General features: G+C 60.2%; 9 protein-coding genes and 1 pseudogene. 4 read left to right on the top strand and 6 right to left on the bottom strand.

Translation table 11 applies throughout. The features are described from left to right. Window positions 1-243: 243 nt before the first annotated feature. Window positions 244-2,202, top strand: a complete 1,959-nt coding sequence (locus tag RLW41_RS01225) for a putative bifunctional diguanylate cyclase/phosphodiesterase (protein ID WP_409560522.1) — start codon at window positions 244-246, stop codon at window positions 2,200-2,202. Between the two features lie 15 nt (window positions 2,203-2,217). Here the strand turns inward: RLW41_RS01225 and msrB are convergent, their stop codons facing one another. Together msrB and sfsA are read right to left on the bottom strand one after the other, a co-directional pair. Next, window positions 2,218-2,715 carry a peptide-methionine (R)-S-oxide reductase MsrB gene (gene msrB, locus RLW41_RS01220; RefSeq protein ID WP_013948411.1) on the bottom strand — a complete coding sequence of 166 codons (498 nt, stop codon included), beginning with the start codon at window positions 2,713-2,715 and terminating at the stop codon, window positions 2,218-2,220. 107 nt (window positions 2,716-2,822) lie between these two features. Then, window positions 2,823-3,542, bottom strand: a complete 720-nt coding sequence (sfsA, locus tag RLW41_RS01215) for a DNA/RNA nuclease SfsA (protein ID WP_414463164.1) — start codon at window positions 3,540-3,542, stop codon at window positions 2,823-2,825. A gap of 87 nt (window positions 3,543-3,629) precedes the next feature. On the opposite strand from sfsA, the gene RLW41_RS01210 reads away from it, so the two are divergent. Both RLW41_RS01210 and RLW41_RS01205 read left to right on the top strand, forming a co-directional pair. After that, window positions 3,630-4,376 (top strand): competence/damage-inducible protein A, encoded by a 747-nt coding sequence (locus RLW41_RS01210; protein WP_409560519.1) that lies wholly within the window; start codon window positions 3,630-3,632, stop codon window positions 4,374-4,376. Between the two features lie 757 nt (window positions 4,377-5,133). Continuing rightward, window positions 5,134-5,607: pseudogene (locus RLW41_RS01205) on the top strand (septal ring lytic transglycosylase RlpA family protein); the annotation flags it as partial. 68 nt (window positions 5,608-5,675) lie between these two features. Here RLW41_RS01205 and RLW41_RS01200 read toward each other — a convergent pair. Together RLW41_RS01200 and RLW41_RS01195 are read right to left on the bottom strand one after the other, a co-directional pair. Continuing rightward, entirely contained in the window at window positions 5,676-6,008 is a 333-nt protein-coding gene (locus RLW41_RS01200) for a hypothetical protein (protein ID WP_024276122.1), read from the bottom strand. A gap of 75 nt (window positions 6,009-6,083) precedes the next feature. Next, window positions 6,084-6,701 (bottom strand): hypothetical protein, encoded by a 618-nt coding sequence (locus RLW41_RS01195; protein ID WP_414463163.1) that lies wholly within the window; start codon window positions 6,699-6,701, stop codon window positions 6,084-6,086. A gap of 433 nt (window positions 6,702-7,134) precedes the next feature. Here RLW41_RS01195 and RLW41_RS01190 point away from each other — a divergent pair, with 433 nt between their 5' ends. Then, on the top strand, window positions 7,135-7,362 hold the full coding sequence (locus RLW41_RS01190) for a hypothetical protein (protein WP_414463162.1): 228 nt from the start codon (window positions 7,135-7,137) through the stop codon (window positions 7,360-7,362). A gap of 213 nt (window positions 7,363-7,575) precedes the next feature. Here the strand turns inward: RLW41_RS01190 and RLW41_RS01185 are convergent, their stop codons facing one another. Beyond that, entirely contained in the window at window positions 7,576-8,454 is an 879-nt protein-coding gene (locus RLW41_RS01185; protein WP_414463161.1) for a toll/interleukin-1 receptor domain-containing protein, read from the bottom strand. Window positions 8,455-8,514: 60 nt separating this feature from the next. Continuing rightward, on the bottom strand, window positions 8,515-12,273 hold the full coding sequence (locus RLW41_RS01180) for a vitamin B12-dependent ribonucleotide reductase (protein ID WP_414463160.1): 3,759 nt from the start codon (window positions 12,271-12,273) through the stop codon (window positions 8,515-8,517). Window positions 12,274-12,313 lie beyond the last annotated feature (40 nt).

Raw genomic sequence — 12,313 nt, 5'->3', positions numbered from 1 at the left:
TGGCCGAAACATGCCGCAAAGGCTTCCGGGTCGCGGAGCCATAACGAAAATTCGCTCGGCGCCGCTTATGCTCTCAATTATTATATGGTGCTTGCGGCGAGTGACGCAGCGCAACACTCGGAAAGCGCGATTTTTTTTGCGAGTGCGGGAGCAACTTAACGAATTATCTGTCCTGGCGCAGCAGGATCGTTAAGGGCTCCGGCCTAGTGTGGCCGCCGTCTCAATGCGCACTGAGGCCTGGAAGTGAAATTTCTGCATGATGAAGGCGGGTGGAAGTGGTCATCCGTCCACAAGGAGCAACTTGCGAGTATCGCCCGGGCAACGCCAGCGGCGATGGCTGGTTACGCGATCAACGTCCTGCTGGCCACCATCGCATTCAGCGGCCTGATTCGATGGCCGGCGCTCCTGCTCTGGACGCTCTTTGCATTAGCGATTTGCAGTTTTGTCGGCATTCGGTCACTGCGTAACCGTGCTAATCACCGGACGTCTGCCAACGGCAGAAATACCTCGCGCCGCCCGGCACGAAACGCCTTGCTGTTTAGTGTCCTGCTGGCCCTGCCCTGGAGTCTGCTCGGAACGCTATGGACCGGGACGGTTGCCAACAGCGAGGTCATCATTGTTGCGCTTGTAGTCGGCATGGCCGCGAGTGGCAGCGTCTTGCTCTCTCCCATTCCTGCCGCCGCGATCCTCTATGCGGCGACGATCCTGATCCCGTTGGCGGTGAAGTGCGTGTTCATCACGCTCGACAACCATCTCATTCTCGCCGCACTGGCGCTCAGCTATTTCATGTTCCTCGTCGGCCTCATTGCGTCGAACGCCCGGATTTTCGCCGAGCGCCTGGAGGCCGTCGAAAAACTGAAGGACTCCTTTGCCGCCCTGGTGTCGGCGCGCGAAGAGACTGAACGTGCCGCGATGACCGACGGCCTGACGGGTGTCGCCAACCGCCGCGCTTTCATGGCCCGCCTCAACACGCTGGCCGCCGATCGCGACCAGTCACCGGAATACGGCGTGTTCTATATTGACCTCGATCGCTTCAAAGGCGTCAACGATGCCTTCGGCCACGCAGCGGGCGATGCGGTGCTGCGAATGGCGGCGTCGCGGATCGCGAAGGTCGTCCGCGACGGCGATCTGGTAGCACGCCTCGGCGGCGACGAGTTCGCTGTCGTCGCTCAGGAGATCTGCGGCCGCGCTACGGCTCAGGCCCTGGCTGTGCGTCTCGTCTCTGCTTTATGCGATCCGTTCTTTCTTGAAGGTCAGCGCGTGCAAATTGGCGCGAGCGTAGGCGTCGCCATCGCTTTCGAAAGCGACTCTACCGGCGATCAACTGCTGACTCAGGCCGATCTTGCGATGTACGCGAGCAAGTCTGCGGGCCGCAACGCGTACTGCGTTTTCGAGCCCGACATGCTGCGCTCGGTGGAAGAGCGTCAGGCTGTTGAGCAAGGGCTGCGGAGCGCGCTTGCCAAGAACGAACTGGAACTCTTTTTCCAGCCGATCCACGGCCTGACCAAGAATGAAATTGCCGGTTTCGAGTGTCTCATTCGTTGGCGGCACCCGCTGCGTGGTCTGCTGCCGCCTGCCCAATTCTTAAGTATCGCAGATGAAATCGGAATGGCGAACGATATCGGCGGATGGGTGATCGAGGCTGCATGCGCCCAGGCCGCGAAGTGGCCATCCGATGTCGTCGTCGGCATCAATCTATCGCCGTTGCAGATCGCCTCCGACGACGTCGCGCAACGCGTCGAGCGCGCGCTCAAGTCATCGGGGCTTCCGGCCAATCGGCTCGAAATAGAGATCACCGAGACGAGTTTGCTGCAAAACGATCCGGTGACACTCGATCAGCTCAAACGGCTGAAACAACTCGGCGTCTCAATCGCACTTGACGATTTCGGGACCGGCTATTCGTCGTTGAGCTATCTTGTCAGCTTCCCGCTCGATCGCATCAAGATCGACCGGCTGTTCGTCAGTCAGCTGGGGCGTTCGCGGGAAAGCGATCTCATTGTGCGCTCAATCACGCAGCTTGCGCGCAACTTGAACTGTACGGTTGTCGCTGAAGGGATCGAGACGGACGAGCAGCTTCAAAGGCTGCGTGCGCTTCATGTCGGGTTCGGGCAGGGTTATCTGTTGGGAATGCCGATGCCAGCCGCCGAGGCGACGGAATTTCTGGCTTCGGGCAAGAGCAACGCTCTCGCCCAAAGTGCTTGACGATTTGCTTGCTGACTAGGCGACCTTGGGCACGAACTTCAAAGCCACGCCGTTCATGCAGTAGCGCAGGCCTGTCGGCTTCGGTCCGTCTTCGAACACATGACCAAGATGTCCGCCGCAGCGGTGGCAATGAACTTCCGTGCGGGTCATGAAGTAGCTATTGTCGGTAGACGTCTCGACCGCACCATCAAGCGGCTTCCAGAAGCTCGGCCAGCCGGTGCCGCTATGATACTTCGTTTCCGATGAGAACAATGCAAGCTGGCATCCGGCGCAAAGGTAGGTGCCCGGCGCGTCGTTTGCATCGAGCGGCGACGTGCCAGCCCGTTCGGTGCCCTGCTTGCGCAGCACGTTGTACTGCTCCGGCGTCAGCTCTTTGCGCCACTCCGCGTCCGACTTCGTAACTTGGAATGTCTCGGCCGAACCTTCCGCCGCCAAGCCGGTTGCCGATTTAAGTGCTGCGACGCCACCGGCCAGGGCAAGCCCCAGCCTCGAAAAATCGCGACGTGAATACATCGATCGTCACCTTGGGTTTCGTTTCCTTGACCGGCGCCCTAAACGCCGTCTGCTGGAGAGTACGTTGCCTCTCTCTTGTGTGTTTCAGCCGTTGACCGGCCTTCTCGTTAAAGATCCGCAATCTCGATGCGTTTCTCAACTGCGATTTCTGTAGGGCTGAGCTGGCATTTATAGCACAGCATTTCAACACCTGATGCCGCAGCAGCCTGAAAAGCGGTGGCATATGCGGGGTCGATGTCACGCGCGAGCTTGAAACTCTCAGCATCGTTGCGCTGCACAAGAAAAACCATCACGGCGCGGTGGCCTTCGCCAACCATGTTTGCAAGTTCGCGCAAGTGTTTGGCACCGCGCGCTGTTTTGCTGTCGGGAAACTCGGCGAGGCCGTTCTCGCGCATCAAATGCACGTTCTTCACCTCGACATAGCAGTCGCGATTATCACGTCCGCCCGAAAGCAGCACGTCGATGCGGCTGTTGAGGCCGTATTTCACTTCGCGCCGCAACATCGGATATCCGGCAAGTTCGGCGATCGTCCCGGTCTCGATGGCTTCGGTGACGAGCGCGTTCGGTCGTCCCGTATTGATGCCGACGAGGTGCGGACCCGTCCCAAGGTCGGCCTCGATCATTTCCCAGGTATGCCGGTATTTACGCGTCGGGCTGTCGCTTTCCGAAAGCCAGACCTTCGAGCCGGGCTTCGTCAGGCCGAGCATAGAGCCCGTATTGGGGCAACTCGCGGTGACCGTGACGCCGCCAGCGGTTGTGACGTCCGCGAGAAAGCGCTTGTAGCGCTGGATCAGAATGCCGGGCACGAGGGGGTGTGTAAATTTCATGGATCAGGCCATATCGGCGTTCGGCGCCGCCCGGCAAGTATTTTCGCCGCGCGTTCGGCGGTGCTATGACGGCGGCTGAAAGCAGCGATGGACGAGCGAGCCTTGACGGAAGAACGGATTGTTACAGCAGCCCTCCTGGTCATCGGCGACGAGATTCTGTCGGGCCGCACCAAGGATGAGAACATCGGCGCCGTCGCCGAGCATTTGACGAACATCGGCATCCGCTTGCAGCAGGTGCGCGTCGTCGCCGACGATGAGGATGAGATCGTCTCGGCCGTCAATGCGCTTCGCTCCCGCTACACCTATGTGTTCACGACCGGCGGCATCGGTCCGACGCACGACGACATTACCGCCGACAGTATCGGCAAGGCGTTCGGCGTTTCGGTCGGCATCGACGCCCGCGCGGAAAAGCTGCTTCGTGACTATTATACCGGCCGCGGGCTTGAGGTGACGGCTGCGCGCTTGCGCATGGCGAGAGCGCCCGCAGGCGCCGAGCTGATTGACAATACTATTTCGGTCGCGCCGGGATTTCGCATCGGCAATGTGTTCGTGATGGCGGGCGTGCCGAGCGTCATGCGCGCCATGCTCGCAAGTGTGACGCCGATGCTGGAAACCGGCGCCAAGCTTTTGTCGATCACCATTCCCGTCGATCGCCCGGAAAGCGAGATCGCGGATATCTTCTCGACACACCAGCAGCGCTATCGCGACGTGGCGATGGGCAGCTACCCGCAATTGCGCAATGGCCGCCCGGTGTCCGACCTCGTGCTGCGGTGCTCGAATCCTCAGCGCCTGAACGAGGCGGCTGAAACGCTCAAGGCTGCGCTGAACCTTTGAGCGACGCTGGGGTCGGCCTATCAGGCGCCGCGACGGGCGCTGCGATAGGTGCCGGCGCAGGCTCGGGAGCGCTGGGCCTTATGGTTCCTGATGACTGTTTGTTGCAGTCCGGCGACCACGTGTAGGCGCTCCGATCGCCGCAGACATGCGGATCAAAGTCCTGCGGACAGTCGCACCTCTTGATGCGTATTGATCTCAGCACGGACGTGGCGGATGGTTTCGTCGCATCTGTGCTAGGTCTTGGCTTGGCCGGTATCGCCAGCGCGACCCGTTTCGCGTGCACGCGCTTTTTGATGGTCAGTCGCTCGACCGGCGGATCGCAGACACAACCGCTTAGAAACGGCAGCAATGCCAGCGCAATAGATCCCAGGAATAGACGCAAAATTTCCCCCGAAAATCCCCGTATTTGCGGCCCCCGCGCGAGATGAGACGCATACGCCCTATGCGGCGCAACCGGAGAATTTCGTCCGGCTTCGTATTACACTCCGCGTGATGCATATACGCCTCAGCAACCGTGGCCTTCGGGGCGCATGCGGCACACCGTTTCACCTGCATAGAAACGGAGCCAACTCAGTCACGCAACGTCATGAAATAACTTGTGATTGCGCGGGAATTGTAACGGCAATTCTTGGGTTGTCGTGGTGCATCGCAAACTCTATGGTCCGGCGCTGCAGTTGGTGTTTTGTTCCAAGGCGGATGGAACGCACGGAGGAGAACGGCGCGTAGGCCCGTGCCGAAGAAAGACGGGAGAGTAGGGATGTCATCGAGTATTCGTCGTCGTGCGCATGCATGCGCAGCGGCATGGGTTGCCTGGAGTGTGCCGGCAGCCGTTGCAGCGGTGTTGGCCTTCAGCGCCGCCCCTGTCGAAGCCAAGACGCCTGGCAAGACATACTGCTTCAACCACACCTGTCACCGCGTGCTGAGCATCGCCGAGATGGTCGCCATCGTCGGCCAGGACACGGTGCTCCAAGCCTCGTACTACGATGACTGTCGCCGCGACTGCTACAACCCATGCGGATTGACGTCATCTGGCGAAGCCTTCCGCCCCAACGAGGCCGATAGCGCCGCCAGCCCGATTTATCCAGACGGCACGATCCTGCTCATTCGCAACCCTGACAATGGCAATGCCGCCGTCGTTCGCGTCAACAACGCCGGACCGTACTGGCGTCAGCGCAAGCTCGACGTATCGCGCGCAACCGCGCACAAGCTGGGCTTTGCGGGAAGCGGCGTTGCGAAACTCGAAGTCCGCGTGATGTCTGCGCCGTCCATCGTCGACGCGACCTATAAGAGAAATCGCCGTTATGCGCCGGTCCCGGGTTCCATCGGATCGTTCGCATCGCTCGACCAGGCCCAAGGCGGCATGATGATCGCGATGGCGCTGGATGCCATGTCGACGTCGGTCTTCGCGCCGGTCGCCGGCAAGATGCTGACGGCGGTGAAAACCATGAAGCCCGCATTGGCCAACGTCCTGCGCACGGATTCAACCCGTGTGGCGTCCGTTGACGGAACTGTGCCGGCAAGCATCGCGGTGAATTTCGAAAAGTCGGCGGCTGCGGTTGAGAAGCCTGAGGCCAAAGCTGAGGCGCGTTCGCTTGTTCTCAGACGAGCGACTGTGGCGTCGCGCTCGGTCAAGCGTTCGCCTACCCGTTCGGCACGCGTCGCCAAATGGCGCAGCAAAACGCGCTGGGCGTCTGCGACGTCGCGCCGTCAGTTCAAGGGCAGCCGGTCGGCGTCGTCGAGGTCGAGCAGGAGCGTCCGCTTCGCAACCGGCGCCTCTTCGACGAAGAGATCGTATTGGACGTCGAGAGCATCAAGGAAGGCCGCCGCCATATCCAAGAGAGGCCCGAGAGCCATGCGCGCGGCGACCAGGAAGCTGTCGTCGATCGTCAGGTCCGACGCTTTCCGGATGGCCGCTGCATCGGGGGCGATCAGTCCGCGGCTGCGAACGTAGGCGATGATCTCATCGCCCGTGTCGAAGTCGAGTTCGCGCGCGTCGCCGCTTTCCTCGACCGCGTCGAGCAGAATGGCCGTGCCCGACGCAAATAACCGTCCGAGCGTGCGAAAACGCTCGTCGTATTCGGAGAGCGCGATGGCATGGCTGCGCGCCTTCAGAACGCGGGCGACGAGCATCAGCTCAAGGGCGCGGATCTCGTCGGCAATCTTGCGCTGACGCATCACGAAGTCTGCCGGCTCACCGGTGTGCTCGGCGAGTTCGCGCCACTGGCTGCCGCGCACCATGATGTCCTCGCCGGCGGCGAGTGCAGCATCGAGGTGATCGGCCAGCATATAGACCGATAATGGCGCCTGCGCCCCACCGAGTTTCATCTTCAACTCCGCATTATTTCTCAAGCACTTGGATACGACTGAAGCGTGTTGATTCGCTATTGCTGGGCGGCGTTTACCCAATGTGCAAAAGGAACGGGGAGGACTGAGGATAAGGTGTGGAAGCGCATTGCGGCTTCATGCTGGACACAATCAAAAACGCAACAAACAAGGCGTTAGCGGTCTTTCGCTGAGAATCACTGTGATTGATACGGCGTATACGTCCGATGAACGCCGAAATGTTTTCGCGCCTCGATGTGGCCGAGACGACATACAAAGCCGTCGCAAAAATGCGACGCGCGCCTCCAAGCGAGGCGGCCGTTCGAAGAAAATCTTCCGAGCATTTGAAGTCTTCTTCTTTCTCTTTTCGGGAACCGCCGCCTAGCGTCGCGTTGCAGCTCGAGACCGGCTGCGTCTCTGCTTGGGATAGAAGACAATGAAAATTGCACGATTGATTTTGCTCGGCGCCTTCGCTCTCGGCGTTGGCGCCACCGCTTCCGCCGAGGCTGCAACGACAGCGCCACGGCTATCCGCCTCGCACACCGCGACGCTCGTCACGCTGAAATCAAAGGACAAGAAAAAGGTCCACGCGCACCAGGCTGGCAAGCAGAAGGTCGCGCAGACGCACAAGACGAAAAAAGTGAAGAAAGCCAAGAAGACTTGACGCCGGATCGCGCGCTGGATCGGGGGGTCGGTTCAGTTCGCGGATCCACGCACCGCCGAGAGCACGCTCCGTTTCCTCGCATATCAGGACGCACGCTCTCGGCGGGTTGGTTTTAGTGGGATGTTTGTTCCTGGGGAATGGCGATTTTAAGAATACGGTCGTCTTCGACGAGCCTCACGCTGGATCCCCGAACGCGCATCGCAAAATACAGAGCTAGGCTTTAGTTGCGATATTGCGCGTCACGTTCTTTACCACTGAGTTTATCAATGTTTTGCTCTTCCAATCACGCGCTTTGACCATCTGGCGAAGCGCGCGAAGCTCGCCGGGTGCCAGGGAAAGCGCGTTTATAGAGGAAGTTACCTTTTTCACTTGAGAAAAAAACGTGTAGCCAAGCAAAAATCCGAAGCCCAAGGCAAAAAACACGACAAATGGAATTTCGAATATTGCGTAGTAGTCAGTCCCAAATGTCCAATTCCAAAAATCGATCCCAACGTCAAAAGCTATGAGAAGGCCGGCGATCGCAAGCACGCCCCAGAAGATATAGTTAAGTGCCTTTTCGCTTTCCTCTTCATCTTCGAGTTCAAGAAGCAAAAGGGCTTTGTTCACTCGAGCGCTTTTGAAGTCTGAGTCCGCCGCAGATGGGTAACTGATTAAAGGCTGAGAAGGGGCTGAGCGTCTTATCGGGTGAACAAACTCCACCGCAGAAGTTATCGCGCTGGCGAGAGCGACATGATCATCAAGGTATGGATAGAGGTCTACATAGCGGATGGCTTTTAAAAAGCCGATTGGGGAGACATCCTCGATCCGAAATACGATCAGCTTTTGGGATTTGTTTTCTGGGTCGTCCGTTAGCGGATAACGTGCCTCTTTCATGCAGTGAGGCTTTATCAGATAGCTCCCAGAAACCAATGCGATCACTCTGGCTCCGGCTTCGACTAGTCCGAACCCATCATCCATTTTGGCGGTAAAATCCGCGTATCCGAAATCGCGGTCCTGAAGGAAGGTCGAAAAACCGGCTTCACGCAAAACCGTGTCTACGGTGCGCGCAATAACTTTGTCTTCCCCGGCTCGCGAGATGAAAAAATCTACCATTCTTTACGCCCTAAAGACGCCGCCGAATTATCGGCGGCGTCTGCACTTAATGATTGCGCATCAACTGCACCCGCTCGTTGAGCCGCACGTGTCGCACTTCAGGCAGGTGCCGTTGCGGACCATCGTGAAGTTCTGGCACTCGGTGCAGGCGACGCCTTCGTAGCCGCGGAGTTTCGCTTCGGAGAGACGCTGCTTGTAAAGCTCCGACTTTGTCAGAACCGGCGATGACACCGCCGCTTGCATCTCTTCGCTTACCGCCGACAGTGCATTCGCGCCGTGCGTCAGTGTCGATTCAACGTAGCGTGCGCTGACGTCGTAGCTCGCGTTTTGCACGGCGGCCGCACCAAGCGACGACGCCTTGGGACCCGAAACGTTCGTCGTCGTGCGGCTCGCGAGGCGAACCACGTCGGCGCCGCGAACGAGGCCCTTCGACACCATCTTCGTCACGCTCTCCGGCAGGTTGAGCGACAACTGCTCATCCGTATCGTCGTCGCTGGAGCCCAGCCCCGTCTCGCCGACGATCTCGCGCGGATCGACGTGCGCCAGATCGTGACGGCCGAGGTACGACACCGCCAGCTCGCGGAAGATGTAGTCGAGGATCGACGTCGCGTTCTTGATCGTCTCGTTGCCCTGCACGAGACCTGCCGGTTCGAAGCGCGTGAAGGTGAACGCCTCCACGTATTCTTCCAGCGGCACGCCGTATTGCAGGCCGAGCGAGATCGCGATGGCGAAGTTGTTCATCAGCGAGCGGAAAGCAGCGCCTTCCTTGTGCATGTCGATGAAGATTTCGCCGACGCGGCCGTCGTCGTATTCGCCGGTGCGCAGATACACTTTATGCCCGCCGACAGCAGCTTTCTGCGTGTAGCCCTTGCGGCGGCCCGGCAGCTTGTCGCGGCCCTTCGCCTTCTCGCGCTCCACGTAGACGACGCGCTCGACGATCTTCTCGACGATCTTTTCAGTCACGGTCGCCGTGCGAGCGGCAAGCGGCTGGCTCATCAGAGCCTCCACCGCATCCGCTGCCTCGTCTGCATCATCGCCGAGGATCTGGCTGTTGAGCGGCTGAGAAAGCTTCGAACCGTCGCGATAGAGCGCGTTGGCTTTGAGAGCCAGCTTCCACGACAGCATGTACGACTGCTTGCAGTCTTCGACCGTCGCATCGTTCGGCATGTTGATCGTCTTCGAGATGGCGCCCGAGATGAACGGCTGTGACGCCGCCATCATGCGGATGTGGCTCTCGACCGAAAGGAAGCGCTTTCCCTTCTTGCCGCACGGATTGGCGCAGTCAAACACCGGCAGGTCGTCGGCCTTGATGTGCGGTGCACCTTCAAGTGTCATCGCTCCGCAGACGTGCTCGTTGGCGGCTTCGACGTCTTTCTTCGAGTACCCGAGGTGCGCGAAGATATCGAACGACGGATCGTTGAGCTTGTCGGCTGGAATGCCGAGTTTGCCCGTCATGAAGTCGTCGCCGAGCGTCCAGCGGTTGAACACGAACTTGATGTCGAACGCGGTCGCCAGACCCTTCTCGACCTTCGCCAGCACGTCGTCGGTAAAGCCCTTGGCCTTCAGCGTGCCCGTGTTGATGGCGGGCGCTTGGGCCAGCGAACCGTGACCGACCGCATAAGCCTCGATCTCGGCGATCTGGCTTTCGCGATAGCCGAGCGCGCGCAGCGCTTCCGGCACCGACTGGTTGATGATCTTGAAGTAACCACCGCCCGCGAGCTTCTTGAACTTCACGAGTGCGAAGTCGGGCTCGATGCCGGTCGTGTCGCAGTCCATGACGAGGCCGATCGTGCCGGTCGGCGCGACGACCGTCGCTTGAGCATTGCGATAGCCATGCTCCTGGCCGAGTTCGATCGCGCGATCCCAGGCGCGTTTTGCAGCGTCGCCGAGACGCGCATCCGTCAGAGCGCCGTGATCGAGCGGCACGGGAGCAACCGAAAGTTTCTCGTAGAACTCGGCTTCGCCATGAGCGGCGCGGCGATGGTTGCGCATCACGCGCAGCATGTCCTGCGCATTCGGCGCGTAGCCGGGGAACGGACCGAGCTCTTCCGCCATCTCTGCGCTCGTCGCATAGGCAACGCCCGTCATGATCGCCGAGATTGCACCGCAGATCGCGCGGCCTTCCTCGGAGTCATAAGGAATGCCCGACGACATCAAGAGACCGCCGATGTTCGCGAAGCCAAGGCCCAGCGTGCGATAGCGGTACGAAAGCTCCGCGATCTGCCGCGACGGGAACTGCGCCATCAGCACCGAGATTTCGAGCACAACCGTCCACAGGCGGCAGCCGTGCTCATACGATTCGATGTCGAACGACTTGTCCTCGCGGCGGAAGCGCAAGAGGTTCAGCGACGCCAAGTTGCACGCCGTATCGTCGAGGAACATGTATTCCGAGCACGGGTTCGATGCGCGGATCGGCCCCGACTGCGGGCAGGTGTGCCAGTCGTTGATCGTCGTGTGGAACTGGATGCCGGGATCGGCCGAGGCCCACGCTGCAAAGCCGATTTGCTCCCAGAGATCCTGGGCGCGGATCGTCTTCGTTACCTTGTTGCCAAGGCGAGAACGAAGGTTCCAGTCTTTGTCCTCGACGACGGCGTTGAGGAAGTCATCCGTCACGCGCACCGAGTTGTTGGAGTTCTGACCGGCGACCGTGAGATAGGCCTCGCTGTCCCAATCGGTGTCGTAGGTGTCGAACTCGATGTCCTTGTAGCCCTGGCGCGCGAACTGGACGACGCGCAGGATGTAGTTCTGCGGAACGCCGTCACGCTTGGCTTCGCGGATCGCGATTTTCAGCTTGGGGTTCTTCGTCGGCTCGAAGCAGGCGTCGCCTTCCGCTTCGCAGTTGACGCAAGCCTTCATCACGGCCTTGAGCCGCTTCTGGCAGATCTTCGAGCCGGTGACGAGCGCCGCCACTTTCTGCTCTTCTTTGACCTTCCAGCCGATATATTCCTCGATATCCGGGTGGTCGACATCGACGACGACCATCTTCGCCGCGCGCCGCGTCGTGCCGCCCGACTTGATGGCGCCCGCCGCCCGGTCGCCGATTTTGAGGAAGCTCATCAGGCCCGACGAACGGCCGCCGCCCGACAGCTTCTCATTTGCGCCGCGCAGCGACGAGAAGTTCGAGCCCGTGCCAGAGCCGTATTTGAAGAGGCGCGCTTCGCGCACCCAGAGATCCATAATGCCGCCCTCGTTGACGAGGTCGTCGGCAACCGACTGGATGAAGCAGGCGTGCGGCTGCGGATGCTCGTAAGCCGACGTCGACTGCACGAGTTCGCCCGTCTGATAGTCGACATAAAGGTGGCCCTGGCCGGGGCCGTCGATGCCATAAGCCCAGTGCAGGCCGGTGTTGAACCACTGCGGCGAGTTCGGCGCCGCCATCTGCATGGCCAGCATGTAGCGCAGCTCGTCGAAGAACGCCTGCGCGTCTTCCTCGGACGAGAAGTAGCCGCCCTTCCAGCCCCAGTAGGTCCAGGTGCCGGCGAGACGGTCGAAGACTTGGCGCGCGTCCGTCTCGCCGCCGAAACGCTCGTTCTCCGGCAGCTCGGCAAGAGCGGCGTCATCCGGGGCGGAGCGCCACAGCCACGACGGAACCTGCGTTTCTTCGCACCGCTTCAGGCGCTGCGCCACGCCCGCCTTGCGGAAGTATTTCTGCGCCAGGATGTCGGCTGCAACCTGACTGAACTGTTCGGGAACATCGAAGCCTTCGAGACGGAAAACGATCGAACCATCGGGGTTCTTGATCTCTGACGTCGCACGCCGGAACGGGATCGAGGCATAGGGAGAAAGGCCGGCTTTCGTGAAACGCCGTGTAATCTTCATGTGAAAGTGCCCCCGAATTGCGCGGCGCGCAGCGGTGTTG

This window comes from Hyphomicrobium sp. DY-1 (assembly GCF_047497105.1).
Taxonomy (GTDB): Bacteria; Pseudomonadota; Alphaproteobacteria; order Rhizobiales; family Hyphomicrobiaceae; genus Hyphomicrobium_B.
Note: the sequence above shows the minus strand (reverse complement) of the source record. Positions and strands in the feature narration are given on the sequence as shown.

Bases quoted from the DNA above. Each gene is read 5' to 3' on its own strand.
- msrB (WP_013948411.1), bottom strand. From the start codon at position 2,715: ATGTATTCACGTCGCGATTTTTCGAGGCTGGGGCTTGCCCTGGCCGGT.
- sfsA (WP_414463164.1), bottom strand. From the start codon at position 3,542: ATGAAATTTACACACCCCCTCGTGCCCGGCATTCTGATCCAGCGCTAC.
- RLW41_RS01210 (WP_409560519.1), top strand. From the start codon at position 3,630: ATGGACGAGCGAGCCTTGACGGAAGAACGGATTGTTACAGCAGCCCTC.
- RLW41_RS01195 (WP_414463163.1), bottom strand. From the start codon at position 6,701: ATGAAACTCGGTGGGGCGCAGGCGCCATTATCGGTCTATATGCTGGCC.
- RLW41_RS01190 (WP_414463162.1), top strand. From the start codon at position 7,135: ATGAAAATTGCACGATTGATTTTGCTCGGCGCCTTCGCTCTCGGCGTT.
- RLW41_RS01185 (WP_414463161.1), bottom strand. From the start codon at position 8,454: ATGGTAGATTTTTTCATCTCGCGAGCCGGGGAAGACAAAGTTATTGCG.
- RLW41_RS01180 (WP_414463160.1), bottom strand. From the start codon at position 12,273: ATGAAGATTACACGGCGTTTCACGAAAGCCGGCCTTTCTCCCTATGCC.